The organism is Pseudonocardia hydrocarbonoxydans, from assembly GCF_006539565.1.
Taxonomy (GTDB): domain Bacteria; phylum Actinomycetota; class Actinomycetes; order Mycobacteriales; family Pseudonocardiaceae; genus Pseudonocardia; species Pseudonocardia hydrocarbonoxydans.
This window is the reverse complement of record NZ_BJNG01000033.1, coordinates 1-25,635: the sequence shown is the minus strand read 5'-3', so window position 1 is coordinate 25,635 and position 25,635 is coordinate 1. Positions and strand designations below refer to the sequence as shown.

At 76.8% G+C, this 25,635-nt stretch carries 26 protein-coding genes and 1 pseudogene; 15 read left to right on the top strand and 12 right to left on the bottom strand.

Translation table 11 applies throughout. The features are described 5' to 3' along the window. The 3 genes and pseudogenes from PHY01_RS26615 to PHY01_RS17960 all read left to right on the top strand — a co-directional run. A pseudogene (locus PHY01_RS26615) lies at positions 1-455 on the top strand (FAD-dependent monooxygenase); the annotation flags it as partial. A gap of 71 nt (positions 456-526) precedes the next feature. Continuing rightward, positions 527-2,617: an acetate--CoA ligase family protein gene (locus PHY01_RS17965; RefSeq protein ID WP_141280173.1), complete on the top strand. Its 2,091-nt coding sequence runs from the start codon at positions 527-529 to the stop codon at positions 2,615-2,617. Beyond that, entirely contained in the window at positions 2,598-4,253 is a 1,656-nt protein-coding gene (locus PHY01_RS17960) for a (2,3-dihydroxybenzoyl)adenylate synthase (RefSeq protein WP_141280178.1), read from the top strand. The genes PHY01_RS17965 and PHY01_RS17960 overlap by 20 nt, the downstream gene beginning before the upstream one ends. Positions 4,254-4,257: 4 nt before the next feature. Here PHY01_RS17960 and PHY01_RS17955 read toward each other — a convergent pair whose 3' ends face one another. Together PHY01_RS17955 and PHY01_RS17950 are read right to left on the bottom strand one after the other, a co-directional pair. Next, the gene (locus tag PHY01_RS17955) at positions 4,258-4,692 is read right to left on the bottom strand and encodes a nitroreductase family deazaflavin-dependent oxidoreductase (protein ID WP_141280172.1); all 435 of its coding nucleotides are present in this window, start codon (positions 4,690-4,692) and stop codon (positions 4,258-4,260) included. A 67-nt stretch (positions 4,693-4,759) separates the two neighbouring features. Next, the gene (locus PHY01_RS17950) at positions 4,760-6,199 is read right to left on the bottom strand and encodes a pyridoxal phosphate-dependent decarboxylase family protein (RefSeq protein WP_141280171.1); all 1,440 of its coding nucleotides are present in this window, start codon (positions 6,197-6,199) and stop codon (positions 4,760-4,762) included. A 104-nt stretch (positions 6,200-6,303) separates the two neighbouring features. Here PHY01_RS17950 and PHY01_RS17945 point away from each other — a divergent pair, with 104 nt between their 5' ends. After that, positions 6,304-7,167, top strand: a complete 864-nt coding sequence (locus PHY01_RS17945) for a patatin-like phospholipase family protein (protein WP_141280170.1) — start codon at positions 6,304-6,306, stop codon at positions 7,165-7,167. Continuing rightward, a complete protein-coding gene (locus PHY01_RS17940) occupies positions 7,164-8,168 on the top strand; it encodes a 1-acyl-sn-glycerol-3-phosphate acyltransferase (RefSeq protein WP_141280169.1) in 1,005 nt (334 codons plus the stop codon). Before PHY01_RS17945 ends, PHY01_RS17940 begins: the two co-directional genes overlap by 4 nt. A gap of 43 nt (positions 8,169-8,211) precedes the next feature. Here PHY01_RS17940 and PHY01_RS17935 read toward each other — a convergent pair whose 3' ends face one another. The 3 genes from PHY01_RS17935 to PHY01_RS28005 are packed head-to-tail and all read right to left on the bottom strand — an operon-like array spanning position 8,212 to position 9,418. Further along, on the bottom strand, positions 8,212-8,667 hold the full coding sequence (locus PHY01_RS17935) for a YeeE/YedE thiosulfate transporter family protein (RefSeq protein ID WP_141280168.1): 456 nt from the start codon (positions 8,665-8,667) through the stop codon (positions 8,212-8,214). Next, positions 8,667-9,290, bottom strand: coding sequence for a YeeE/YedE family protein (locus tag PHY01_RS17930; protein WP_141280167.1), 624 nt, complete (start codon positions 9,288-9,290; stop codon positions 8,667-8,669). The genes PHY01_RS17935 and PHY01_RS17930 overlap by 1 nt, the downstream gene beginning before the upstream one ends. Beyond that, a complete protein-coding gene (locus tag PHY01_RS28005) occupies positions 9,287-9,418 on the bottom strand; it encodes a hypothetical protein (RefSeq protein WP_281283662.1) in 132 nt (43 codons plus the stop codon). The genes PHY01_RS17930 and PHY01_RS28005 overlap by 4 nt, the downstream gene beginning before the upstream one ends. A gap of 376 nt (positions 9,419-9,794) precedes the next feature. Between PHY01_RS28005 and PHY01_RS26610 the strand changes: the two genes are divergently transcribed. The 3 genes from PHY01_RS26610 (at position 9,795) to PHY01_RS17915 (ending at position 11,936) form a co-directional block, all read left to right on the top strand. Beyond that, on the top strand, positions 9,795-9,965 hold the full coding sequence (locus PHY01_RS26610) for a hypothetical protein (RefSeq protein WP_170183870.1): 171 nt from the start codon (positions 9,795-9,797) through the stop codon (positions 9,963-9,965). Between the two features lie 215 nt (positions 9,966-10,180). Next, positions 10,181-11,356: a DUF742 domain-containing protein gene (locus PHY01_RS28125; RefSeq protein ID WP_307723980.1), complete on the top strand. Its 1,176-nt coding sequence runs from the start codon at positions 10,181-10,183 to the stop codon at positions 11,354-11,356. Next, positions 11,337-11,936: a GTP-binding protein gene (locus PHY01_RS17915; RefSeq protein ID WP_141280166.1), complete on the top strand. Its 600-nt coding sequence runs from the start codon at positions 11,337-11,339 to the stop codon at positions 11,934-11,936. The genes PHY01_RS28125 and PHY01_RS17915 overlap by 20 nt, the downstream gene beginning before the upstream one ends. A gap of 202 nt (positions 11,937-12,138) precedes the next feature. Here the strand turns inward: PHY01_RS17915 and PHY01_RS17910 are convergent, their stop codons facing one another. Further along, positions 12,139-12,393, bottom strand: a complete 255-nt coding sequence (locus PHY01_RS17910; protein WP_141280165.1) for an SHOCT domain-containing protein — start codon at positions 12,391-12,393, stop codon at positions 12,139-12,141. 277 nt (positions 12,394-12,670) lie between these two features. On the opposite strand from PHY01_RS17910, the gene PHY01_RS17905 reads away from it, so the two are divergent. The 3 genes from PHY01_RS17905 to PHY01_RS17895 are packed head-to-tail and all read left to right on the top strand — an operon-like array spanning position 12,671 to position 15,842. After that, on the top strand, positions 12,671-13,543 hold the full coding sequence (locus PHY01_RS17905) for an XcbA family protein (RefSeq protein WP_141280164.1): 873 nt from the start codon (positions 12,671-12,673) through the stop codon (positions 13,541-13,543). Continuing rightward, a complete protein-coding gene (xcbD, locus tag PHY01_RS17900) occupies positions 13,540-14,892 on the top strand; it encodes a 3-sulfopropionylcysteine synthase XcbD (RefSeq protein ID WP_141280163.1) in 1,353 nt (450 codons plus the stop codon). The genes PHY01_RS17905 and xcbD overlap by 4 nt, the downstream gene beginning before the upstream one ends. Beyond that, positions 14,889-15,842, top strand: a complete 954-nt coding sequence (locus PHY01_RS17895; RefSeq protein ID WP_141280162.1) for a 1-aminocyclopropane-1-carboxylate deaminase/D-cysteine desulfhydrase — start codon at positions 14,889-14,891, stop codon at positions 15,840-15,842. The genes xcbD and PHY01_RS17895 overlap by 4 nt, the downstream gene beginning before the upstream one ends. 17 nt (positions 15,843-15,859) lie before the next feature. Here PHY01_RS17895 and ptsP read toward each other — a convergent pair whose 3' ends face one another. The 3 genes from ptsP to dhaK all read right to left on the bottom strand — a co-directional run bounded on the left by ptsP (position 15,860) and on the right by dhaK (position 20,056). Next, positions 15,860-18,337, bottom strand: coding sequence for a phosphoenolpyruvate--protein phosphotransferase (ptsP, locus tag PHY01_RS17890; RefSeq protein ID WP_246085986.1), 2,478 nt, complete (start codon positions 18,335-18,337; stop codon positions 15,860-15,862). After that, a complete protein-coding gene (gene dhaL, locus PHY01_RS17885) occupies positions 18,334-18,981 on the bottom strand; it encodes a dihydroxyacetone kinase subunit DhaL (protein ID WP_246085985.1) in 648 nt (215 codons plus the stop codon). The genes ptsP and dhaL overlap by 4 nt, the downstream gene beginning before the upstream one ends. Before the next feature lie 73 nt (positions 18,982-19,054). Further along, positions 19,055-20,056: a dihydroxyacetone kinase subunit DhaK gene (gene dhaK / locus PHY01_RS17880; protein ID WP_141280161.1), complete on the bottom strand. Its 1,002-nt coding sequence runs from the start codon at positions 20,054-20,056 to the stop codon at positions 19,055-19,057. A gap of 216 nt (positions 20,057-20,272) precedes the next feature. Between dhaK and PHY01_RS17875 the strand changes: the two genes are divergently transcribed. After that, the gene (locus PHY01_RS17875; protein ID WP_246085984.1) at positions 20,273-21,052 is read left to right on the top strand and encodes an IclR family transcriptional regulator; all 780 of its coding nucleotides are present in this window, start codon (positions 20,273-20,275) and stop codon (positions 21,050-21,052) included. Further along, positions 21,049-21,990 carry an aldo/keto reductase gene (locus tag PHY01_RS17870; protein ID WP_141280160.1) on the top strand — a complete coding sequence of 314 codons (942 nt, stop codon included), beginning with the start codon at positions 21,049-21,051 and terminating at the stop codon, positions 21,988-21,990. Before PHY01_RS17875 ends, PHY01_RS17870 begins: the two co-directional genes overlap by 4 nt. A 25-nt stretch (positions 21,991-22,015) precedes the next feature. On the opposite strand, the gene PHY01_RS17865 is transcribed toward PHY01_RS17870, so the two are convergent. Genes PHY01_RS17865 through PHY01_RS17855 form a run of 3 tightly spaced genes read right to left on the bottom strand, consistent with a single transcriptional unit; the run spans position 22,016 to position 24,189 of the window. Beyond that, positions 22,016-22,393 (bottom strand): hypothetical protein, encoded by a 378-nt coding sequence (locus PHY01_RS17865; RefSeq protein WP_141280159.1) that lies wholly within the window; start codon positions 22,391-22,393, stop codon positions 22,016-22,018. A gap of 58 nt (positions 22,394-22,451) precedes the next feature. Then, a complete protein-coding gene (locus tag PHY01_RS17860; protein WP_141280158.1) occupies positions 22,452-23,186 on the bottom strand; it encodes an LmeA family phospholipid-binding protein in 735 nt (244 codons plus the stop codon). Positions 23,187-23,235: 49 nt separating this feature from the next. Continuing rightward, entirely contained in the window at positions 23,236-24,189 is a 954-nt protein-coding gene (locus PHY01_RS17855; protein ID WP_141280157.1) for a DUF808 domain-containing protein, read from the bottom strand. 198 nt (positions 24,190-24,387) lie between these two features. Between PHY01_RS17855 and PHY01_RS17850 the strand changes: the two genes are divergently transcribed. Then, entirely contained in the window at positions 24,388-24,945 is a 558-nt protein-coding gene (locus tag PHY01_RS17850; protein ID WP_141280156.1) for a GNAT family N-acetyltransferase, read from the top strand. A gap of 68 nt (positions 24,946-25,013) precedes the next feature. Beyond that, a complete protein-coding gene (locus tag PHY01_RS17845) occupies positions 25,014-25,574 on the top strand; it encodes a Dps family protein (RefSeq protein ID WP_141280155.1) in 561 nt (186 codons plus the stop codon). The last annotated feature ends 61 nt before the right edge of the window (positions 25,575-25,635 follow it).

Sequence of the window (25,635 nt, the reverse complement as noted above, 5' to 3'; positions counted from 1 at the left end):
GGGCGCCCGACTTCGTCGCCGCGAGCCACGACGGGTGGGTCACCACCCACGGTGCCGAGCCCCTGGAGACGCCGTTCGAGCGCCACGGATGGTCCGTCCCGGGCCGGTTCGTCACCGTCACCGCGGCCGGTGGCGTGCCCACGGGTGTGGCGGGTTCGCTGCCGCTCGGCGGGGAGCGGGACGGGCCGTGGGGCGCCGTGCTCGCCGCCCCGGAGACCGAGGACGGCCTGCCGGACGCGCTGGCGCGGCTCGCCCACTGGGGCGACCGGCCCGTGCTCGTCGCCGTGCACGGGGGCTCCGCGCTCACCCGCACGCGGCTGTGCGAACGGGCTCGGCTGCACCACGGCCTGCCCGCCCTGCTCGTCGACCCCGACGGCGGTGACGCCGACGCCCGCGACCGGGCACTGACCACCGTCCTGTCCGGCCGCGCCGACCTGGTCGGGATCGCCTCGTGACCGGACGACCACCGCCTCCCGGCCACCGCCCGCCCGTTGCGGTGGAGCCACCCCACTGCAACCCGGCTGCGGTGCAGCCACCCCACTGCGGCCCGCACGCCGCGACCGGGCTGACGGCGCTGTTCGCACCCCGCGGCGTCGCCGTGGTCGGGGCCTCCCGCTCGCCGGGCAAGCTGGGCGCGGCCCTGGCCCGGTCGCTGGGCGGGTTCGCCGCGTCCGGGGGGCACCTGGCGCTGGTCAACGGCCGTGACGCCGGCATGCACGCCACCGTCTCCGCGGCCGCGCAGGCGGGCCCGGTCGACCTCGCGATGATCTGCGTGCCCGCGCCCGCGTGCGCCGACGTCCTCGCCGACGCCGCGCGCGCCGGGGCGGGTGCGGCGGTGGTCTGCGGGGGCGGGTTCGCGGAGGCGGGCGGGCCCGGGATCGGGTTCCAGGACGCGGTGGCCGCCGTCGTCGCCCGCACCGGGATCCGCCTGCTGGGCCCCAACACCAGCGGGTTCCTCGCCCCGCACGCCGGACTGACGGCCAGCTTCGTGCCCGGCGTCGCGCAGGTCCGCCCCGGGCGGGTCGCCGTCGTCGCGGCCAGCGGCGGGGTCAACCACGCCCTGGCGTTCCTGCTCGCCGAGGCCGGGCACGGCGTCAGCCTCGCGGTCGGGATCGGCAACGGCGTGGACGTGTCGGCCCCCGACGTGCTCGACCACCTCGCCGCCGACCCGCACACCGGCGCGGTCGCCCTGCACGTGGAGTCCGTCGCCGACGGGCCCCGGCTCGTCGCCGCGGTGCGCCGGCTCACCGCGCGCACGCCCGTCGTCGCCCTCGTCGTGGGGCGCCACGACGTCGCCGCGTTCGCCGCCTCGCACACCGGCGCGCTCGCCACCTCCTGGCGCACCACCCGGGCCGCGCTGGCCCAGGCTGGGGCCGTGCTGGTGGACGACGAGCGCGAGCTCGTCGACGCGGTCGGCGCGCTGTCGGTCACCCGTGCCCGGCCCGCCGCCGACCCGGGCGTCGGGGTCGTCACCGCGCAGGCCGGGCCCGGGCTGCTGCTGCTCGACGACCTGCGCGGGCGCCGTGCCCGCGTGCCGGAGCTGGGCGCGGCGACCCGCAGCACGCTGGGGACCCTGCTCCCGCCGCTGACCTACCAGGCCAACCCCGTCGACACCGGCCGGCCCGGCCCCGAGCTCGGGCGGGTCCTGCGCGCCGTCGCCGCGGACCCGCAGGTCGACCTGGTCGCCGGGTACGCGCTGCACGAGCCCGACGCCGTCGACCTCGTCGCGGCCGCCGCCGAGGGCCGGGACCCGGACGTGCCCGTCGTGCTCGGCGTCGGCGGCACCGGCGACGCCGTCGTCGCGTCCCGCCGTGCCCTGCTCGACGCCGGGGTCGCCGTCGCCGCCGACCCGCGGGGCGTCGCGGCCGCGGTCGGCGCGCTGCTGGCCGACGCCCGCGCGCAGGCCCGCCCGGTGCCCGCCGGTCCCGGGCAACGGGTCCCGACGGGGATCGGCGGTGCGCACGACGAGGACCGGGCCAAGGCCCTGCTCGGCCGGCTCGGCATCGCCACGCCGCCGCGCCGGGTCTGCGCAGGCCGCGCGGCCGCGCACGCCGCGCTCGCCGACCTCGGCGGACGGGTCGCGGTGAAGATCCTCGACGCCGCGGTCCGGCACAAGACCGAGGTCGGCGGCGTCCACCTCGGCATCACCGACGCGGCCGGACTCGACGCGGCGCTGGACCGGCTCGGCACCGGCCGCCATCTCGTCGAGGCGATGGCCGCGCCCGGCGTCGACCTGGTCGTCGGGGCCCGGCGCGACCCGGTGTTCGGGCCGGTCGTGCTGCTCGGGCTCGGCGGCACCACGGCCGAGGCGCTGGCCGACGTCGCGATCCGGCCGGCCCCGGTCGGCGCGGGTGAGGCCGCCGCCATGGTCGCCGAGCTGGCCGGGCGCGCCCTGCTGGACGGCTGGCGCGGCGGGCCCGCCCTCGACCCGGCCGAGCTCGGCACCGTCGTCGCCCGGCTCGGCGACCTGCTGGCGGCCAACCCCGGCCTCGACGAGATCGAGATCAACCCGCTGCGCCTGACCGCCGACGGCCTCGTCGCCCTCGACGCCGTCGTCGTCCCCGCGTCCGCCGTCCCGCCGTCCGAGGAGGCCGATGATGCCCACCCCGATCAGTGACCACACCGTGCCGTGGCCGGCGGACGTCGCGCAGGAGTACCGCGCGAAGGGCTACTGGGCCGGGTCGACGCTGGGCGCGCTGCTGCGCGAGGTGGCCGACCGCGCGCCCGACGCGCCCGCGCTCGTCGACGGGGCCGGGACCCGGTTCACCCACCGCGAGCTCGCCGACCGGGCCGACGCGGCGGCCGCCCGGCTGTGCGAGCTGGGTATGTCCCGGGGCGACCGGATCGTGGTGCAGCTGGGCAACGGGTGGGAGTTCGTCGTCCTGACGCTGGCCTGCCTGCGGGCCGGGATCGTGCCGGTCATGGCGCTGCCCGCGCACCGCCGCACCGAGCTGGTCTACCTGGCCCGGCACGCCGAGGCCACCGCGATCGCGGTGCCCGACCGGCTGCGCGGGTTCGACCATCAGGGCCTCGCCCACGACCTCGCGGGCGACGTAACCGAGGTCACCGACGGCCCGTGGCACGTCCTCGTCGCCGGCGACGACGTCGCGCCCGGCGGCGTGGACCTGCGGACGCTCTGCGCCCCTGGACCCGCGGCGGACGTCCCCGGCCCGGACAGCGGCGACGTCGCGGTGTTCCTGCTGTCCGGCGGCACGACCGGGCTGCCCAAGCTCATCGCCCGCACCCACGACGACTACGCCTACAACGCCCGGCGCAGCGCGGAGATGGCCGGGATCGACGCGGGGTCGGTGTACCTGGTGAGCCTGCCCGCCGGGCACAACTTCCCGCTGGCCTGCCCGGGCATCCTGGGGACGTTGCTGGCCGGGGGCCGGGTGGTGATGCTGCCCTCGCCGGAGCCGGCGCGCGCGTTCGCGACCATCGCCGCCGAGGGGGTCACGCACACCGCCGTCGTCCCCGCCGTCGCCGGGCGCTGGCTCGACCACGCCGCGGAGCACGGGCCGCCGTCGCCGCTGCGCGTGCTGCAGGTCGGCGGCGCCCGGCTGGCCGACGAGCTGGCCCGCAGGGTCGCCCCGGTGCTCGGGTGCGCGCTGCAGCAGGTGTTCGGGATGGCCGAGGGCCTGCTCAACTACACCCGCCTCGACGACCCCGACGACGTCGTCTGTACCACCCAGGGGCGCCCGATGTGCCCCGACGACGAGGTCCGGCTCGTCGACGAGCTGGACCGCGACGTCCCCGAGGGCGAGCCCGGGTCGCTGCTCACCCGCGGCCCCTACACCCCGCGCGGCTACTACCGGGCCGCCGAGCAGAACGCCCGCGCGTTCACCGGGGACGGCTGGTACCGCTCGGGCGACATCTGCCGGCGCACGCCCGGGGGCGACCTGGTCGTCGAGGGCCGCGACAAGGACATGATCAACCGCGGCGGGGAGAAGATCTCGGCCGAGGAGGTCGAGAACCTGGTCTACCAGCTGCCCTCGGTCGCGCAGGTGGCCGCGGTGGCGATGCCGGACCGGGAGCTGGGGGAGCGGGTGTGCCTCTACGTGGTGCCGCGCCCCGGGGCGGCGGTGACGCTGGAGGAGATCCGCGCCGCGATGGACGCGATGGGCGTCGCCCGGTTCAAGCTGCCCGAGCACCTCGTCCTGGTCGACGAGCTGGCCGCCACGACGGTCGGGAAGATCGACAAGAAGGCGCTGCGCGCCGACATCGCCGAGCGGCTCGGGGGGACACCCGCGTGACGGGTCAGTCCCGCGGCTCGAGCACGAAGACGGGGATCTCGCGGTCGGTCCGCCGCTGGTACTCGGCGTAGTCGGGGTACGCCGCGACGGCGCGCTCCCACCAGGCCGCGCGCTCGTCGCCGGTGACCTCGCGGGTCAGGTAGCCCCGGGTCACGGTGCCGTCCTGCAGCTCGACGGCCGGTTCGTCGCGCAGGCTGGTGTACCAGCCGGGGTTCTCCGCCGCGCCCCCCTTGGACGCGACGCAGGCGTAGGAGCCCTCGTGCTCGACGCGCATGCACGGGAGGTGGCGCAGCGCGCCGGTCTTCCGGCCCCGGTAGGTGATCAGCACGACGGGGCTGCCCTGGACGTGGACCCCCTCCGTGGTGCCGGTCTCCAGGATCCGGTCGATCTGGGACCGGGACATGTCGGCGTGCGGGCTGGTCTCGGGGTCTCCGGGCATGACCGGTGCAACGGCCGCCGCGACGCCCGTGTTCCGCCGGGCGGGGCGGGGCGGCGGCGGGACACCGTCAGGTGCCCGGCACCCCCGGTGCCCGGCCGGCGGGGTGCAGCCGCGAGGCGCGGTCCAGGACGGCGTCGACGGCGGCGGCGGCGTCGTCGAGGCCGGTCCTCCAGGACGACACGCTGATCCGCATCGCGGTCTCCCCGGCCCAGCGGGTCGGGCCGCACCAGATCCGCCCGTCGTCCTGCACAGCGGCGATCAGTGCCTCGGTGGTCGGGCCGTCGTGCAGCCGCACCAGGACCTGGTTGAGGACGACGTCGTTGAGGACGGTGAGGCCCCCGGCGCGCAGGCCGTCCGCGATCGCCACGGCCACCGTGCAGGTGCGGGCGACCAGCTCGGCCACGCCCGCCCGGCCCAGTGTCCGCAGCACCGCCCACACCTCGAACTGCCGGGCCCGCTGCGAGGACTGCGGGGTGTGGTGCATCGCCTCGAAGCGGTCCGGCCCGGTCGCGGCCGGCAGGTAACCGGCGGCCGCGGTGAAGGTGCGGTGCAGGTCGGCGGTGTGGCGGGTGAACGCGATGCCGCAGTCGTAGCCGACGTTGAGCCACTTGTGACCGTCGGTGGCCCACGAGTCGGCCCGGTCCAGCCCGGCCGTCAGCCCGGCCCGGCCGGGGTCGGCCAGGGCCCACAGCCCGAAGGCGCCGTCGACGTGCAGCCAGCCGGAGCGCTCGGCGAGCCAGTCGGCGATCGCGTCGAACGGGTCGAAGGCGCCGGTGTTGACCTCGCCCGCCTGGGCGCACACCAGGACGGGACCGGTCGAGCGGGGCAGCCGCTCGGCGCGCAGCCGGCCCTGGTCGTCGGCCGGGACGACGGTCACCCGGTCCCGCCCCAGCCCGACCAGGCCGAGTGACTTGGACAGGGTGGAGTGCGCCCGTTCGCCGACGACGACCTCGATCGGGGGCGCGCCGAACAGGCCGTCGGACTGGACGTCCCAGCCGAGCCCGGCGAGCACCGCGTCCCGGGCCGCCGCCAGACACGCGGCGTTGGCGACGGTGGCGCCGCTGACGAACACCGGCCGGGTACCGGCCGGCAGGCCGAGCAGGTCCACCAGCCACCCGGCCACCACGTCGTACACCCGCGCCGCCACCGGCGACATCACCGGCAGCGCGGCGTTCTGGTCCCACGCCGCGGTCAGCGCCGCCGCCCCCTGCGCCACCGGGTGGCTGCCGCCGGTGACGAAGCCGAAGTAGCGGGCGCCGGTCGAGGCCACGGTGGCCGGGCCACCGACCTCGTCGAGCAGCCGCAGGGTCGCGAGCGGGTCCAGTCCGGTCTCCGGAAGGGGCTCGTCGAACGCCGCCAGCGCGGCCACCGCGGCCGGGTCCGGCGCGACCCGGCGCCCGTCGACCGTGTCGGCGTAGCCCACTGCCATCGCCGACGCGGCCCGCAGCAGCCGCCGGGCCGGGTCCGCGCCCGCGGTCGTGGCGGGCGGGTGCCGCTCGTCCGTCATGCCCCGATCGTCGACCGCCCGGCGGGTGCCGTCCAGCCCCCGGCCGGGAACGGCGGGCGGGGCACCGTCCGGGTACGGTCCGGCTACCCGACCCGGAGGACCAGATGGACGACGACGGCGCCGGCGGTACGGCGTTCGTGCTGGGCGGCGGGGGTGTCCTGGGCGCGGTGCAGGTCGGGATGCTGCGGGCGCTGACCGACGCCGGGATCCGGCCCGACCTGGTGCTGGGCACCTCGGTCGGGGCGCTCAACGGTGCGGTCCTGGCCGCGGTGGAGCCCGCGGAGGCCGCCGACCGGCTCGACGCGCTGTGGTCCTCACCCGACGCCCGCGCGCTGTTCGCGGCCGGGACGTTCGGGCGGTTGCGCGAGCTGGCCCGCAGCGGCGTCGCGGCGCACTCGGCCTCTCCGCTGCGCCGGGCGGTCACCGAGGTGCTGGGGGAGCGGCGGATCGAGGACCTGCCGGTGCGCTTCGAGTGCTGCGCCGCGGGCATCGAGGACGCCTCCGAGCACTGGTTCGACCGCGGCCCGGTCGTGGACGCGGTCATGGCCTCGGCGGCGGTGCCGGGCCTGCTGCCGCCCGCGGTCGTCGACGGCCGGCACTACCTCGACGGGGGGCTGGTCAACAGCATCCCGCTGGGGCGCGCCGTCGAGCTGGGTGCCGCGCGTGTGTTCGTGCTGCAGGTCGGGCGTATCGCCCAGCCGTTGCGGCCGCCGCGGCGCCCGTGGGAGGTGGCGATGGTGGCGTTCGAGATCGCCCGCCGTCACCGGTACGCCCGGGACCTGGCCGCCGTGCCGGACGGGGTCGAGGTGCACGTGCTGCCGACGGGTGGGTCCGGCCCGCCGCGCTGGGACAGCCGGGCGGCGCTGCGCTACCGGGACGTGGGTGCGGCCGGTGACCGGATCGCCGCCGCGTACGAGGCGTCGGCGACCCACCTGCGGACCCACCTCGGCACCGGGGGCGGACGGTGAACCTGCCGCCGCGGTGGGTCCGCCGCACGGTGCTCGCCCCCGCCATGATCGTGGTGACCCTGGTCGTCCTGACCACCCTGCCGGTGTGGCTCCTGCTGGCCGCCGCGCTCTCGCCCCTGCTGCCCGGCCGGTGGCGCGCGCTGCGCGTCCTGTGGGTGGGGGTGGTCGCGCTGGTCCTGGAGTGCGTGCTGCTGGTCGCCCTGTTCGGGCTGTGGCTGCTCGCCGGGTTCGGGGCCGCGCTGCGGACCCCGCGCATCCAGTACCTGCACTACCAGCTGGCCGCCTGGTACCTGCGGGTGCTCTACCGGGAGGCCGCGCGGGCGCTGCGGCTGCGCGTGGAGGTCGAGGGCCCCTCGCCCGACGACTACCTCGACCGGCCGCTGCTGGTGTTCTGCCGCCACGCCGGGCCCGGCGACTCGTTCCTGCTCATCCACGCGCTGACCAACTGGTACGCGCGGGAGCCGCGGATCGTGCTGACCGAGGCGATGCAGTGGGACCCCGCCCTCGACGTCCTGTTCAACCGGCTGCCCACCACGTTCGTCCCCGGCCGCGCCGACGACGGGCTGCTGCGGCGCATCGGGGAGCTGGCCACCGCGCTGGACCACGACGACGCCTTCGTCCTCTTCCCCGAGGGCGGCAACTTCACCCGGCGCCGCCGCCTGGCGGGCATCGAGCGGCTGCGGGCGAAGGGCCTCGAGGAGATGGCGCGCCGGTCGGAGGAGATGCGCCACGTCCTGCCGCCCCGCCCCGGCGGGGTCGCCGCCGCGCTCGCCGCGGCACCCGGCGCCGACGTCGTGTGGGTGGCGCACGCCGGGCTGGACCACCTGTTCACCCTGGCCGACGTCTGGCGCGAGCTGCCGCTGGACGGGATCGTGCGGATGCGCTGGTGGCAGGTGCCCGCGGCCGAGGTGCCGCACGGCGAGGAGGCGCAGGTGGAGTGGCTCTACACGTGGTGGGAGCGGATCGACGACTGGGTCGACGGGATCCGGGCCGCGCGCTGACGGCCGCACCGCCCGGACGGCGGCGTCCGCCGCCGGGCCTGTGCTACACGTCGCAGGACCCCCGGTCGAGGTGGAGGTAGCGGGCGTTCGCCCAGCGGGACAGGTACATGCCGACGACGATGCCGCCGATCGTGACCACCGCCGGCAGGTAGCCGGAGGCGACCTGCACGATCGGGATCGCCGGGCAGCCGCCCGAGATCGCCCACCCGGTGCCGAAGAGCACCGCGCCGGGCACGACCCCCGCGTGGATCCGGCCGGGCGTGCGCCGCACCCGCAGCACCAGGAACGCCACCACGACCAGCGCCGCGGCGCCGAGGAACGCGAGGAGCATCCGCAGGTCCGCGAAGGTGAACATGGCGTGCACCTCGCCGAAGTCGGCGAAGCCGATGCGGGTGACGGTGTAGCCGAGGGCCAGGCCGGCGAGGACGCAGGCGGCCAGCACCGAGCCGCGCGTGCGGCCGCGGCGCGGCGCGGGCGGGGCGAGGGGATGCGCGGACATCACGACATCCCGCCCAGGAGCAGGGACACGACCACGGCCGTGCCGAAGAACACCGCCGTGGCGAGGATGCTCACCGGGCGGAGCCGGCCGCAGCCGCTGAGGCCGTGCCCGCTGCTGCAGCCACCGGCCAGGCGCGTCCCGAATCCGACGAGCACCCCGCCGGTGAACAGCACCACGACCATCGTCACCGGGTTGTCGGTGACGATGCGGCCGAACGCCTCGCCCATGTCGGCCCGGACCTCGAAACGCCCGGAGGTCAGCGCGGCCACCAGGCCGCCGACGAACACCGAGACCAGCAGGGCGGCCTGGGTGACCAGGGGTGCCGGCCGCGGGGGAGCGGGTGGCCGGGCGGCCGGTCCGGGGTCGGGCGCCGCGTCGGTGGCCGGGGACGCCACGGCGAGCGCGCCGAACTCCCGGCGCGTGGCGGCGGCGAGCGCCGCCTCCAGGGCGTCGTCGTCGCCGAGGCGGGCGTCGAGCCGTTCGATCTCCCGCTCCTCCCGCCAGTGCAGCACCCGCTCCCACGCCGAGGAGATGCCGAGGGACCGGTCGCTGAGGACGGTGTAGCCGATCGTCACCGTGGCGAGGGCGACGGCGCCCGCCCACCACGGCCAGTACGCGCTCACGCCGCGCTCCGCAGCCACTCGAGGAGCCGGGCCCACCAGCCGGGCCGCCCGGGCTGCGGGTCCGGGGTGGGGCCCTCCGCGGTGAGCACCGCCGCGGGCCGGGGGAGCACCGCGGCCCGCGGCGGCACCGGCCGCGCCTGCGGTGGCGCGGCTTCGAAGGATCCCGGCAGCCCGTCGAGGGTCCGCGGGGCGAAGCGGGAACGGGACGGTGCCGCACCGACCGGCTCGGTCGGGGCGATCGCGAGTGCGTCGCGCCCGTTGGGCAGCAGGGTCAGCGGGACGACCTGTCCGCTGAGGGACCGCTGGTAGCGGGCGCAGGCCGACCAGCCCGTGTCGCTGTCGCAGTAGGCGTCGCGCCAGCCGCGCAGGCTCGCGTTCAGCTTCGGGAACAGCGGGCAGCCCGAGACGTGTGTACAGCCCGTCGGCGTCCTGTCTCCAGGTGGGAACGGGGGGCGGGCGGACGCCGGGGGAGCGTTCCGCCGCGGTCGTCGAATCGGTTCCCCGATGGCCGGATTCGAGAACGACGGCACCGTACTGGACGGTGCGGCGATTGTCACCCACCGGGCCGGCCGCGCATTGTCGACGCCGTTCCGCACGCCGCCAGCGGATTGCGGCGGCACGCCGGGACGGCCGTTCGGGGTAATCATCGCGGCGATTCGGACGGATTTCCGGTGAACCTCTCCGGGACCCGATCCGTGCTATCAGCGCATATCGCGTCGGGTAATCGCGTGGTCGCGCGATGAAGGCGAATCGGCGGGCCGGGTTGCGGTAACTTGACGCCCGGTCGCGCCCGTTCCCCGTGGACCGCGGCCCGCCGCGCGTCGGGATTCGGTCTCGGGGTCCGAACCACGCACCGCGGCCCGCCGCGAGTTCGAGTCAGGAGACCCCGCGTGACCGCGCCCGTCGCCCACCCCGCCACGCCCACGTCCCTGCGGACCCGCCTGCTGGCGACCGCACTGGTGCCCTCGGTGGTGTTCGTCGCCGCGGTACTGGGGGTCGGCTGGTTCCTGTCCGACGACGCGTCCCGCGTCCGGTCCGACGCCGAGCTCGTCGTCCGCGGCGTCGACGTCGCCGAGGACCTGTTCACCGCGGTGCTCGACGAGCGGCGCGCCCTGGTCCTCGGTGGCGACGTGTCGGCCGCCCGCGCGCGTGCGGACCTGGCCGCGGGGGAGGTCGCCGCGCTCGCGGGGGCGACGCCCCACGCCCCGGAGCTGCGACGCACCGTCGGGCAGCTGGTCGCGGCCGCGGGCGAGCTGCCGCAGGTGCGCCTGCGGATCGCCGAGGGGGCCGACCCGGCCGCGGTGTACGAGTCGTTCGAGCCGGTCGTGGAACCCCTGGTCACGGTCCTGCAGGACAACGGTGTCGGCGGCGACGCGGACGTGGCCGCGGCCTTCGGCACCGCCTCGGTCGCCGTCGCGGCCGGCCTCGGCACCGCGGACGCCACCGTCCTGGCCGGCGCCTCGGCCGGGCAGGTGCTGGAACTGTCGGTCTACCCCGAGTACGTCCTGCACGCCGCCGAGCTGGAGTCGTTCCAGGACACGGTGCCCGCACTCGTCGAGCCGGTCCGGGCGCGCGCGCTCGAGCTCGTGGCCTCGCCCGGCTGGTCCCGCCTGTCCCGCGACGTACCAGATGCACGTCCTGGTGCGGCGGGTCGGGAACCATCTCGGCGTCGGGACGCGGCGGGCCGCGGGCGGCGAGGCGCCGTGACGGGCCCGGAGGCGCCGTGGTTCGACGACGACGCCGGCCCGCTGGTCCGGCCGTTCGCGGTGACCCGGGGCCGGACCCGGCCCTCCCAGTTCCTCGACATGGTCTCGCTGGTGGTCACCGTGGCGGCCGACGCCGACGCCCCGGGGCCCGAGCACCGCCACATCCTGCGGCTCTGCGCGCGGCCGCACTCCGTCGCCGAGCTCGCCGCCGCGCTCGACCCGCCGATCGGGGCCGCCAAGGTGCTCGTCGGCGACCTGATCGAGCGCGGCGCGGTGTTCGTCAGATCCCCGGACCGCGACGACGTCGGTCTGGACCGAGAACTCATCCGGACGGTGATCGATGGCGTACGGCGGCTCTGAGGACCGCGTGGACCGGCCGTACTCGGCGGTGAAGCTGCTCGTGGCCGGCGGTTTCGGGGTCGGCAAGACCACGCTGGTCGGGGCGGTGAGCGAGATCGCGCCGCTGCGCACCGAGGAGCTGCTCAGCGAGCTCGGGAGCGCGGTCGACGACCTGACCCACGCCGGGGACAAGACCTCGACCACGGTCACGATGGACTTCGGCCGGATCACGATCAACGACGAGGTCGTCCTCTACCTGTTCGGCACCCCCGGGCAGGAGCGCTTCTGGTTCCTCTGGGACGAGCTGGCGGCCGGGGCGCCGGGCGGGGTGGTGCTGGCCGACACCCGACGGCTCGACCGGTGCTTCCCTGCCGTCGACTTCTTCGAGCGACGGCGGATCCCGTTCGTCGTCGCGCTCAACGCCTTCGACGGGGTGCAGGCCCACGGGACCGGGCGCGTGCGGGCCGCGCTGCACGTCGCCCCGGACACCCCGGTCGTCGTCTGCGACGCCCGCGAGCGGGAATCGTGCAAGACCGTCCTGGTGACCCTGCTCGAACACGTCCTGGAACGCGATCCGGAAACCGCGCCGCGGACCCGTTGATCCGGTCGCCGTCGACCCGGCCGGCATTCTTCGGGAATGTGCCGAACCGGACGGACGACCCGGAATACACCGGGTGGTCGACGGGACGGTCGGAAATCATTCCGGGAACGATTCGGGGAAGGCGACGGATACGGCGCGAGCCGGGCATCGAGGGGTCGATGCGGTGTTCTCCGGGCGATCGTCGCGAACCGGGCGACCCGGGTCAGGACCCGACGGGCGGCTGCTCCCGGAGGATCTGCAGGCGCGTGCGGTACTCCTCCTCGTCGATGCGGCCCCGGGCGAACCGGTCGGCGAGGATCTCCTCCGGGGTCTCCGCCCGGTCCCCGGTGGCGACGGGCCCGCGGTCGCGGACCAGGGCCGCGACGACGAGTGCGGCGATCACCCACAGCAGCACGGTTCCCACGGCCAGCAGCACGTAGCCCCACCCGTTCATCGCGGTGCCGTACGACCACATCATGGCCCTCATCCCCTCGGTCGGGCGGCGCCGCCGGTGACGGGCTCGTGCACGCGCGGGCGCCTGGGGCCACGCTGCCCGACACCGGCGCACCCGGTCAGGACCGGACGTCCCGGGCACCCGGGACATGGGGCCCGAACCCCGGCGGCCGCCCGTGCCGACCCGGCATCCCGCCGACGGTCACCGTGACGGCGCCGGGACGGTGCCGTGACGGCGGGGCCGACGGTCCCGCGGCCGCCGGTCGCTACCGTGGCGGCACCATCGAACCCGGGGGAGCGCCATGATCCCGATCCCGCCGCCGAACACCCGCGCGCACCCGTACCGGGGGCTGTCGGTGCAGGAGGTCGACTTCCCGCTGACCGAGGCGGCGATCCTCGCGCACCTCGACGGCCGCGAGGTCTACCGCCGCACCGACTTCCTCGCGCTGCGCTCGGGCACCGACACCGCGCTGGTGGGCGTGGTCAAGGCGAGCCTCGACCCGCTGTTCTCGCCCGTCGTGGAGGCGCGGGTGCTCGCCGGCCCCGACGAGACGGCGTGGGTCGGGTCGACGGAGACCGACGTCGGCAACGCCACCGCGCTCGCCGCCGCCGCCGACCCGGCCGCGCGGGTGACCGTCGTGCTCGGGCGGTTCGAGCACGTCAACTTCATCTGGGAGCCCGCCCCGATCCCGGTCCGGGTCACCGAGGTGGTGCCACCGCACCCGCCGAAGCTTTTCGCGCAGGCCGAGCAGGCGGTCGCCTACGACGAGGACCTGCCCCCGGTGGAGCTGGTGCTGGACGCGGTGGACGTGCACGCGCTGGCCGCCGCGCACCCGGCGCAGGGCTACCTGCTGCCCTGTCGCGGCAGCGTCGGATCCTCCGGGGGCACCGGGCTCGGCGCGCCCGTCGCGTTCCTCGACACCCGCCCCGCCGAGCGCGGGGACTGGCTGATGATCGGCTGCGAGCGGTCGCTGCAGTTCCACCGGCACTTCTACGGCGACGAGCCCGAGCGGGTCGACCTGTGCCCGCGGGCCAGGGCGGGTGGGGACGGGTTCACCCTGACCAAGTGCTGCCTCATCGAGCGCGGCCTCGAGGTGGGGGACCGGACCGCCGTGGTGCCGTGGGGCGCCAACCTCGACGAGGTGCGCGAGGGGCTTCGTAAGCTCCTGCTGTGAGCGCGCACCCCGCCGACTCGGTGGTCTACCGGCACCTGTGGTCCACCCCCGAGACGCACGAGCTGTTCGACGACGACGGCCGCACCCAGGCCTGGCTCGACGTCCTCGCCGCGCTCGCCGACGCCCAGGCCGGGCTGGGGCTCGTCCCCGCGGAGGCGGCCGCGGCGATCCGGGCGCACGCCCGCGTCGAGCTGCTGGACCTGGACGAGGTGGCCGCGGGCACCCGCGCCACCGGGCACTCCACGCTCGGGCTGATCCGCTGCCTGCGCGCGCTGCTCCCGCCCGGCGCCGCGGAGTGGGTCTACTACGGCGCCACCGTGCAGGACGTCACCGACACCTGGTTCGCGCTGGTCATGCGCTCGGTGCTCGACATCGTCGACCGCGACCTCGCGCGGTGCGAGGCGGCCGCGCTCGACCTGGCCCGGCGGCACCGCGACACGGTGATGTGCGGGCGCACCCACGGCCAGCCGGGGCTGCCGATCACGTTCGGCTTCAAGGCCGCGGTCTGGGCGACGGAGCTGGCGCGCCACCGGGAGCGGGTGGCGCAGGCCCGGCCGCGGCTGGCCGTCGTCCAGCTCGGCGGGGCGCTGGGCACCATGGAGTTCTGGGGGGAGCACGCGCTGGACCTGCTCGACGCGTTCGCGGCGCGGCTCGGCCTCGGCGTCCCGGAGGGGCCGTGGATCACCGCGCGTGACCGGGTGGCCGAGTTCGCCACGTTGCTCGCCCTCGTCACGGCCACCCTGGCCAAGATCGGCAACGAGATCTACGAGCTGCAGCGCCCCGAACTCGGGGAGATCAGCGAGCCGTTCACCGAGGGACAGGTCGGCAGCATCACGATGCCGCACAAGCGCAACCCGGAGCTGGCCGAGCACCTCGACACCCTCGGCCGGGTGGTGCGCACCAACGCCGGGCTCGCCGTGGAGGGCATGGTCGCGCTGCACGAGCGCGACGGGCGTGGGTGGAAGGCCGAGTGGCTGCTGCTGCCGGAGTCGAGCCTGCTCACCGCGGCGGCGCTGGGGTTCGCGGCCCGGCTGCTGGAGGGGCTGCAGGTGCACGCGGAGCGGATGCGGGCCAACGTCGACGCCCAGCGCGGCTACGTGCTGTCCGAGCCGGTGCTGCGGGTGCTGGCGCTGCGGCTGGGCAAGCACGCCGCGCACGAGGCCGTCTACGCGGCGACGATGGCGGGTCTCGACGCGGGCGTCGACCTGGAGGCGGCGCTGCGGGCGGCCGGGCTCGTCGGGCCGGACGGGCTCACCGAGGCCGAGCTGGCGGCGGCGCTGAACCCCGCGAACGCGCTCGGTGCGGCGACGGCGTTCGTCGACCGGGCGCTCGCCGGGGTGGCCCGGTGACCGGGCTGCTCGGCGTCCCGCGGGTGCGGCTCGGCACGTTCCCCACCCCGCTGGTGGCGGCGCCGCGGCTCTCGGCGGCGGCGGGCGTGGAGATCTGGTTCAAGCGCGACGACCTCACCGGGCTGGGGCTGGGCGGCAACAAGGTGCGCGGGCTGGAGTACCTGCTCGCCGACGCCCGGGGCCGGGGCTGCGACGTCCTGGTGACCGGCGGCGCGCCGCAGTCCAACTGGGCGATGCTCGCGGCGCTGGCCGGGCGCACGCGCGGGATGGACACCGTCCTGGTCCACTTCGGGCACCCGGTGGAGCCGGTGGGCAACCTGGCGCTGGCGGTGTCGGCCGGGGCGCAGGTCCGGTTCACCGGCGACGACGACCGCGGCTCGGTGGACCGCGGCGTGGCGGCGGTGGCGGCGGAGCTCGCGGCGGCGGGGCGCACGCCGTACGCGATGGGCCGGGGCGGGGCCACCGGCGTCGGTGCGCTGGGCTACGTCGCCGCGGGCCTGGAGCTGGCCGGCCAGCTCCAGGACACCGGCCTCGCCCCGGCGCAGCTGTGGCTGGCCACCGGCTCGTGCGGCACCCACGCCGGGCTCCGCGCCGCCCAGGCCTGGCTGCGGCCGGGCTACGACGTCGTCGGGGTCACCGTCAGCAGGCCGGCCGCGGAGGCCGCGCAGCGGGTGGACCGGATCGCCGCCGAGGCGAGCGACCTGATCGGGACGCCGCGGGCGTCCGCGCCGCCCGTGGTCGTCGACGGGTTCCTCGGCCCGGCGAAGGGGGCCCGCTCGCCGGAGGGGGAGGCGGCCGCGGCGCTGGTGGCGCGCACCGAGGGGGTGTTCCTGGACCCGGTGTTCGCGGCCAAGGCGATGGCCGGGCTGCTGGCGGCCGCCCGGGACGGCACCGCGGTCGGCCCGGTGGTGTTCCTGGTGAGCGGGGGAGCCCCCACGTTGTTCCTCTGACGGGCCCGGCGGACCGGTCACCGGCCGCCCCGGGACGGCTCGGCCTCGAGGAGCAGGCGGACGGCGGCCGCGGTCGGGGCGTCCAGCGCGGCGGCCGCGGTGGCCGCCGCCTCCCGCCCGTCGAGGGCCCGCACCGCCTGCTTGACGCCGGGCACGGCCCGCGGGGCCACGCTCAGCTCCCGCACCCCGAGCCCGACGAGCAGCGCGGTGGCCCGCTCGTCGGCGGCCAGCTCCCCGCACACCGCGACCGGCCGCCCGGCCCGGCACACCGCGCCCACGAGCTGCAGCAGGCCCGGGTCGAACGGGTCGGCGACCGCGGCCACCGCGTCGTTGCCCCGCTCGGCGGCCAGCGCGTACTGGGTGAGGTCGTTGGTGCCGACGCTGAAGAAGTCGACGTGCGGGGCGAACGCGCGGGCCTTGAGCGCGGCGGCGGGCACCTCGACCATGATCCCGACCCGGAGCCCGGCCGGCGCGCCGCGGCCGGCGAGCGTGACGGCGTCGTCGAGCAGGGCGCGGGCGGCCAGCAGCTCGTCGAGCGTGCCGACCATCGGGAACATGAGGTCCACGGGCACGTCGTGGGCCACCCGGACGACCGCGAGGAGCTGGTCGGCGAGCAGCTGCGGGCGCGCGAGCGACAGCCGGATCCCGCGGACGCCGAGGAAGGGGTTGGCCTCGGGGGCCGTCGGGAGGTAGCCCAGCGGCTTGTCGCCGCCGACGTCGAGGGTGCGCAGCGTGATGCGCCGCCCGTGCAGCGCATCGGCGATGCCGCGGTAGACGGCCTCCTGCTCGTCGACGTCCGGCGCCGCGTCCCGGCCCAGGAACAGGAACTCGGTGCGCACCAGCCCGGCGAGGTCGGCGCCCGCCGCGGCCGCGGCGCGGGCGTCGTCGGCCGACCCGACGTTGGCCCCGACCGCCACCTCGACGCCGTCGCGCGTGACGGCGGGCGAGGACGCGTGGGCCAGCGCGTCGGCCGCGCGGCGCGCGAGGTCCGCCGCCCGTTCCCGGAACGCCTCCTGCACCCGCGCCGACGGGTCGACGACCACCTCGCCGCGGCCGCCGTCGACGGCGAGCAGCGTGCCGTCGGCGACGCCGAGCACCTCGGCGCCCGCGCCCACGACCGCCGGGATGCCGCGGGCGCGCAGCAGGATGGCGCTGTGCGCGCTGGGGCTGCCGAACGCCTGGACGACGGCGGTGACGCGCTCGCGGTCCAGATCGGCGGCCTCGGCCGGGGTGAGGTCACCGGTGACGAGCACGCCGGTCGGGCTCGGGTCCCCGCGGGTGACGCCGAGCAGCGCGCGCAGCACCTGGTCGCCGACCGCGGCGACGTCCGCCGCCCTGGCCGCCATGTACGGGTCGGACAGGGCACCGAGCTCGGCGCCGACCCGGCCCAGCGTGGCCGACCACGCCGCCGCCGCGGATCGGCCGCCGTCGACGAGCGCGCGGACGTCGGCGAGCAGGTCGGCGTCGTCGAGCAGCAGCAGGTGCGCGTCGAAGATCGCGGCGGCCGGCTCCCCGACCTCGCGGACGGCGCCCGCGCGGATCCGCTGCACCGCCCGCCGGACGGTGGCGATGGCCTCCTTCAGCCGCCGCCACTCGACGGCCGGGTCGTCCGCGGGCGGTGCGACGGGCACCTCGACCGGCGTGGCGGGCACCGACCAGGCCGGTCCGATGCCCACGCCGGGCGACGCGGGCAGCGGCCGGCCGGCCGGCGCGGCCGCGGGGCGCTCGACGGCGGGGGCCGGGCCCTCGTCGAAGTCGCGGGCGGCGAGGGCCAGCAGGTGGTCGAGCGCCTCGCGGGCCTGCGCGCCGCCGACCCGGACCTCGACCTCGTGGCCGCACAGGACGCCGAGGGTGGCCACCTTGGACAGGCTCGACGCGGGCACCCACGCCGAGCCGGTGGTGCGGTTGCGCAGGGTGACCCGCGCGTCGAGCATGCGCACGGCCTGCACCACGCGGGCGGCGGGTCGGGCGTGCAGGCCGTGCGGGTTCGTCACGGTGAACACCGCGTCCGGCCCGCCCGGCCCGGGGTCGTCGGCGGGCGGGGCCGGGGCGGGCACGCCCAGGTGCGATATCTTGCCGGCCAGCGCCCCGCCGGCCTCGGCCGCCACCTCGTCGCGCCCCGCCCCGCCCGCCGCCGCCACCGCGGCGACGACCAGGCCCTCGACGAGCGGTGCGGGGCAGAGGAGCACCCGCTCGCGCGCCGCGTCGTCGAGCAGCTCGAGAGCGAGCTCGGCGGACAGGACGGCGCTGCCGAGGTCCATCAGCACGACCACGCCGGAGCCCCGGTCGGCCGCCGTCACCGCCTCCAGGATGCGCCCGGCGTCGGTGCCGAAGGTCGTCTCGTCCAGCCCGGCGGCCACCTCGATCCGCACCGGCCTGCCGTGCAGCATCTCGCCCGCCAGCGCGACGGCCGCGCGGGCCAGCGCCCGGCTGTGCGAGACGACGACCAGGCCGACGGTCTCCCCGCCGGGTCCCGGTGGCTGCCGGTCCGTCACGGCGCGGCGGCCGACGGGCCCACGGCCGCGGCGGCGGCCCCGACGAGCAGCGCCGACGACGTCGCGCCGGGGTCCTGGTGCCCGACGCTGCGCTCCCCGAGATAGCTCGCCCGGCCCTTGCGGGCGAGCATCGGGACGGTCGCGTCGCGCCCGCGGTCGGCGGCCTCCGCCGCCCGGCCCAGCGCGTCGCCGAGCGGCACACCCGCGGCCAGCGCGGAGTCCAGCTCGTCGACGGCGGGGGCGAGCGCGTCGTACATCGTCTTGTCACCCGCCTCGGCCTTGCCGCGGGCGACCACGCCCTCCAGCCCGGCGCGCAGGGCCTTGGCGAACGCCGGCCCGTCCAGCGACGTGACCTCGCCCGACGCCGTGGCCATGCGCAGGAAGAACGTGCCGTAGAGCGGCCCGCTCGCCCCGCCGACCGTGCTCACCAGCGTCATCCCGACCTGCTTGAGCAGGCCCGCCGCGCTCGCCGGGGGCTCCCGGTCGAGCGCGGCGACCACGGCGGTCATGCCGCGGTCCATGTTGGCGCCGTGGTCGGCGTCGCCGATGGCCGAGTCGAGCCGGGTGAGCAGCGCGGTGTTCTCCCCGATCAGCGCGGCGAACCCGCGGATCCACCGCTCCAGCGCCGCGAGCTCCACGGTCACAGCGTCTCCTCGCTGACGCTCGTCAACGCCGCGCCCGGCGGTGCTGTGTCGAATGGTGCCCTCGCAAGCTCGGTCACGTGCCCCACCGCAGGCCCGGGGTGCGGACGGGGGCGTCCCACAGCCGCAGCAGCTCGTCGTCGGCCTTGAGCAGGGTGACCGAGCAGCCGGCCATCTCCAGGCTGGTGATGTAGGGCCCGACCAGCGACCGCGCGACCCGCACGCCCGCCTTCTCCAGGATGGTGGCGACCTCGTGGTACATGACGTAGAGCTCGATCAGCGGGGTGCCGCCCATGCCGTTGACGAACGCGATGACGCCGTCGCCGCCGGTGAAGTCGAGGTCGGCGAGGATCGGCTCCATCAGGTACTCGGCCACCTGGCGGGCGGGCGCCAGCGGCACCCGCCGCCTGCCGGGCTCGCCGTGGATCCCGATGCCGATCTCCATCTCGTCCTCGGGCAGGTCGAAGGTGGGCGCGCCCGCGGAGGGCACGGCACAGGAGGTGAGCGCCATGCCCATGCTGCGGCCGTTCCCGTTGACCCGCCGCGCCACCTCGGCGACCGCGGCGAGCGGCCTGCCCTCCTCCGCCGCCGCCCCGGCGATCTTCTCCAGCAGCACCGTGACGCCGACGCCGCGGCGCCCCGCGGTGTAGAGGCTGTCCTGCACCGCCACGTCGTCGTCGACCACCACGGAGGTGACGTCGACGCCCGTCTCGCTCGCGGCGAGCTCGGCGGCCATCTCGAAGTTCATGACGTCGCCGGTGTAGTTCTTGACGACGTGCAGCACGCCCGCGCCGCCGTCGACGGTCTTGGTGGCCTCGAGCATCTGGTCGGGGACCGGGGAGGTGAACACCTCCCCGGCGCAGGCGGCGTCGAGCATCCCGGGGCCGACGAAGCCGCCGTGCAGCGGCTCGTGCCCCGACCCGCCGCCGGAGATCAGCCCGACCTTGCCCGACACGGGCGCGTCGGCCCGGTAGACGATCTTGTGCCGGTGGTCGACCCGGAGGTCGGGGTGCGCGGCGGCGATGCCGAGCAGGGCCTCGGCGACGACGTCGGCGGGGTCGTTGATGAGCTTCTTCACGGGTTCCTCCCTCGGGCGTGCGCGGGTTCGACGGCGGGCACGGGCGCGTCCGGCCGGGCCGGGGCCGGGCCGGCGACGAGGCGCGGGACCAGCCGGGCGGCCACCGCGACGCCCCACCCGGGGCTGTGTCTCGAATAACGTTCGACTATGCCGAACACGGATCGGACGCTACGCTGCTGTGACCGGGCCCACAAGAGGCCGAACGCAGGAGTGGGGATGCCAGTGATCCAGTCGGTGGACCGCGCGCTGCGCATCCTGACGGTGCTGCAGGGCAGCAGGCGGCTGAGCCTCGGCGAGATCGCCGGCCGGCTCGGCCTCGCGCCGTCGACGGTGCACGGCATCATCCGCACCCTGCTGGCGCACGGGATGGTGGCGCAGGAGCGCGACTCGCAGCGCTACCGGCTCGGGCCCGCCACGCTGCGCCTGGGCAACGTCTACCTCGACACGCTGGAGCTGCGCTCGCGCGTGGCGACCTGGGCCGACGAGCTGGCCCGGCGCACCGGGTGCGCCGTGCGCACCGGCGTGCTGCTGCTCGGCGACGTGGTGGTGGTGCACCACGAGCCGCGCCCGGACGGCACCCGCCAGATGCCGGAGGTCGGCATCGTCATCCCGGCGCACGCCTGCGCGCTGGGCAAGGCGCTGCTCGCGTTCGACCCCGCCGGCCTCGTCGACGTCACCGGGCGGGGCATGACCGGCGAGACGATCACCGACCCGGTGGCGCTCGACGCCCAGCTCGACCAGGTGCGCCGCACCGGGATCGCCACCGAGGCCGAGGAGGCCGTGCTCGGGGAGTGCGGGATCGCCGCCCCGCTGGCCGACGCCGGGGGAGAGGCCGCCGGGGCCATCGGGCTGGTGGTGCCGGCGAGCGAGTGGCCGCCCGCCGCCTCCGCCGTCGACGCGCTGCGCGCCGCGGCGCGGGCGGTGTCGCGGGAGCTGGGGGCCCAGGCGTGGCCGCCGCCCGCACCCGACCGGCTGCGGCCCCCGGCCAGCGCATGAGGATCGGGATCGGCCTGGCCGCGCTGGCCCGCCCGGCCTACCTCACCGCCGGACGGGCGGCCGACCTCGGCGCGCGGCGCACCGTGGAGGACCTGCGCCGCCGCACCGGGGAGGTGCTCGACGCGGCGTACGCGGCGGGCGTGCGCTACGTCGACGTCGCGCGGTCCTACGGCCGGGCCGAGGAGTTCCTCGCCGGCTGGCTGGCCGCCCGGCCGGACGCCGCCGACGTCGAGGTGGGCTCGAAGTGGGGCTACCGCTACGTCGGCGACTGGCGGGTGGACGCCGAGGTGCACGAGGTGAAGGACCACTCGCTCGCCGCGTTCGAGGCCCAGTGGCCGCAGACCCGCGCGCTGCTCGGCGACCGCGTGGACGTCTACCACGTGCACTCGGCCACCCTCGACACCGGCGTGCTCGACGACACCCCGCTGCACGGGGCGCTGGCCCGGCTGCGGGACGGGGGCGTCCGCGTCGGGGCGTCGACGTCGGGCCCGGACCAGGCGGCCGCCGTGCGCCGCGCCCTGGCCGTCCGCGTCGGCGGGGAGCCGCTGTTCACCTCGATCCAGTCGACCTGGAACGTGCTGGAGCCCTCGGTGGGCCCCGCGCTGGCCGAGGCGGCCGCGGCGGGCGCCCGGGTGATCGTCAAGGAGGCGGTGGCGAACGGGCGGCTCGCCCCCGGCGGCGTCGACGGCACGCCCGGCGCCCGCCGGGCCGCCGCGCTCGCCGCCGAGCTGGGCACGAGCGTCGACGGTCTCGCCGTGGCCGCGGCGCTGGCCCAGCCCTGGGTCTGGCGGGTGCTGTCCGGAGCGGTCACGCCGGAGCAGCTCGCGAGCAACGTCGCGGCCCCGACCCTGCCGCCCGGGGTGCTCGACGAGCTGGCGGGCCTCGCCGAGCCCGCCCCCGCGTACTGGGCCGCGCGGTCCGGTCGCCGCTGGACCTGACCGCGCGGCGGCGGGAGGGGGTCCGTCAGGCGGGGCGGGTGGCGCCGTTGCGCGGCGTCCGGGCCTTCGACGGAGTCTCGGACGCGGCCTCCGTGGCGGCGGCGACCTTCTCGGTGACGGTGGCCGCCATCGCGCCCGCCTGCTCGGAGACGGTGGCGGCGGCCTCGTGGGTGCGGGTGACCAGCGCGGTGGTCGCGGCGCGCTGCTCGGCGAGCACCTGTGCGGCCACGTCGAACCACGAGTCCACGACGGCGAGGGTCTGGTCCCGGCCGGGCAGCGGAGCCGGGAAGGCGAGGGAGCCGGCGGCGTTCTGCAGCGTCTCGCCCCACGCGTGCACGGCCGCGGTGACGGCCTTGCGGCTCTGCTCGGCGATGCGGACGAACTCGTCGGTCGGTGCGTTCATGGCGATCCTCCTGGCGGTGTCGGGCCGATGTGATCGACAAACTACGCGCGCGTGATAACTATGTCAATCGCCCGAGGAGGCTCTCCAACCGGCCCGTCGGCACCTGTTCGCGCCACTCGTCGGCGACCAGGTGCAGCACGACCTCGTCGTCGCCGACCGCCATCTCCCGCAGTCGCAGGCCGCGGGGGAGGGCCGGCAGGGCGACGCGCCGCGCCGGGGCCCACGCCGGCAGCGGGATCCGGCGGGAGCCGACCGTCAGCGTCCGCGGCCGGACGAGTAGCGCCGAGCCGCTCACCTCGGCCTCGACGCCGACCGAGCCCCACGACGGGTGCCGCGCCCACCGCAGGCGGGCCGCCCCGGCCCCGGCGGGCTCCAGTGCCCACCCGGGACGTTCGGCGGCGAACCTGCGCCGCAGCACCTCCGTCCGCACGGCCAGCTCGAGGGTCACCGGCGCGGCGACGGCGACGGGGACCGGCAGCGGCCGGACGTGCACGTTGCGGCACACCAGCACGAGGCGGTGGCACTCCAGGTCGCGCCACCGGACGTCGGAGGCGAGCAGGCGCACGTCGTCGAGCTGCCCCAGTGCCAGCCCCACCGGGTCGGGGTCGAGCGACGGCGCGTCCCAGCGCAGGGAGAGCTCGCCGCCGGAGCCCGGCACCGTGATCCGGCGGCCCGCCAGGCGGCGGCCCGCCGTCCGCAGCAGGGCCTCCAGCGCGCCCACCGGGGTCAGCGCGGCCCCGGCGCGCAGCAGCGCGGTCGGGTCGAACCAGGACGTCCACGGGTCTCGGTCCACGGCCGCAGTATCCGCCGCGGCCCCCGGCCCGGGTACCGGAGACCGGGCGTCAGGCGTGCGCGGCGCCCGCCGTCCGCTTCGGGAGCAGGTGCAGCACGGCCACGACCACGGCGCCGACGATCGCCCCCGCGACCGCGGAGAGGGCGGTGTTGGTGAGCCAGCCGAGGAACCCGCCGAGCGCACCCGTGGCGTCGTGCACGAGCACCTCGACGTGGTGCACGAAGGCGTAGGGGGGCGCGAAGCCGAGGTCCTCCATGCCGACGAGCAGGATGTGGCCGCCGACCCACAGCATCGCCGCGATCCCGACGGTGGACAGCACCGAGAGCACGATCGGCATCGCCCGCACCAGCCCGCGCCCCAGCGCGCTCACCGGCGCGGAGTCGCGCGCGGCGAGCACCAGGCCGGCGTCGTCCATCTTGACGATGAGCGCCACCACGCCGTAGACGAGCACCGTGATGGCCACGGCCACGACGAGCAGGATGGCGGCGCGGGAGAGCAGGCCCTCGGACGCGACCTCGTTCAGCGCGATGACCATGATCTCGGCGGAGAGGATGAAGTCGGTCCGGACCGCGCCCGACACGACCTTCTTCTCGTGGGCCGCCGGGTCGGCCGCGGCGGACTCCTGGGTCTCCTCCGGCGAGGCGTGGTGCCCGGAGATCAGCTCCCAGATCTTCTCCGCGCCCTCGTAGCACAGGTACGTGCCGCCCAGCATGAGGATGGGCGTAAGCAGCCACGGCGCGAACTGACTCAGGAGCAGCGCGGCCGGGAGGATGAACAGCAGCTTGTTGCGCAGCGAGCCCTTGGCGATCCGCCCGATGATCGACAGCTCGCGCTTGGGCTCGAGCCCCTGCACGTAGCGGGGCGTGACCGCCGCGTCGTCGACGACCACCCCGGCCGCCTTGACGCCGGCCCGCCCGGCGGCGCCCGCGATGTCGTCGAGCGAGGCCGCGGTGAGGCGGACGAGCGCGGCGACGTCGTCGAGCAGCGCGAACAGCCCGCTCATCGGAGGGGGGTCCGCTGGGGAGATGCCGGGATCCGCACGCGGGGGAGCGTACCCGGGGAGCCCGGCCCGCGCGGGGGCCCGGTGGGTGCCGTTCCGGGCCCCCGATCGGCCCGGATGTCGCCGTCGGCGCGGCCCGGGCCCGGGTGATGTGCGTCCTGTTGCCGGGTTCGCGGTGATTCGTCCGGGTACACCGGAGGCATGACCGATGGGCGCGAGGACATGCTGCGCGACGGGCGGCGCGTGACGCTGCGCGCGGTGCAGCCCGCGGACGCCGCGCTGCTGGCCGCGGGTTTCGCGCGGCTGAGCGAGGAGTCGCGGTTCCGCCGGTTCCTCAGCCCGCTGCGCCGGCTCACCCCCCGCCAGCTCGAGTTCCTCACCCGGGTCGACCACCGCGACCACGAGGCGATCGGCGCGGTCGCCGTCGAGGGCGGGGTCGAGACGGGCGTGGGCGTCGCCCGGTTCGTGCGGTCGGCGGTCCGCCCGCACGAGGCCGACCTGGCGTTGACCGTGTCCGATGAGTGGCAGGGTCGGGGGCTCGGCGGGTTGTTGCTGCGCCGGCTCGCGCGCCGTGCGCGCGAGGAGGGTGTGACGAGGTTCACCGCCGACGTGCTCGCCGCGAACGGCGCGGTGCTGCACCTGCTGCGTTCGCTGGGGCCGACCACCACCGCCCGCGACGGCACGCAGCTGACGGTCACGGTGGAGCTGGTGCCCGTTCCCGAGGAGCGGGCGGGCCGGACCGTCCCGGCGGCCTCGTAGCGGCCGCTCCCACCGCCGCACGGTCGAGGCGCGGATTGGTGCGGGGGGCGGCGGGGTATCCGGTGGACATGACTCACGACTCGTCCACCGTCGGCTACACCGTGCCGGGCATGGAGGAGAAGGACGCCGTCCTGGTCGTCGAACTCCTGCAGGCGCGGCTGCACGCCCTCAACGACCTCGCCCTGACGCTCAAGCACGTGCACTGGAACGTCGTCGGGCCGCACTTCATCGCCGTGCACACCATGCTCGACCCGCAGGTCGACGGCGTGCGCACGATGGTCGACGACGTGGCGGAGCGCATCGCCACCCTGGGCGGCTCGCCCGCCGGGACGCCGGGTGCGCTCGTCGCGGAGCGCACCTGGGACGACTACTCCGTCGGCCGCGCCGACGCCCTCGCCCACCTGGGCGCGCTCGACCTCGTCTACACCGGGGTGATCGGTGACCACCGCGCCGCCATCGCGCGGACCGAGGAGGCCGACCCGGTCACCCAGGACATGCTGATCGCGCAGTCCGGCGAGCTCGAGCAGTACCAGTGGTTCGTCCGGGCGCACCTGGAGAACTCCCGCGGCGAGCTCACCTCGGCGGGCGCGTCGACCGAGCGGGACGCCGCCGCGGAGGCGGCCGGCTGAGCCACCCGCGTCGGCTCGGCCCTCGCGCGTACCGTCCGCCCCCGCGCGCACCGTCGACGGT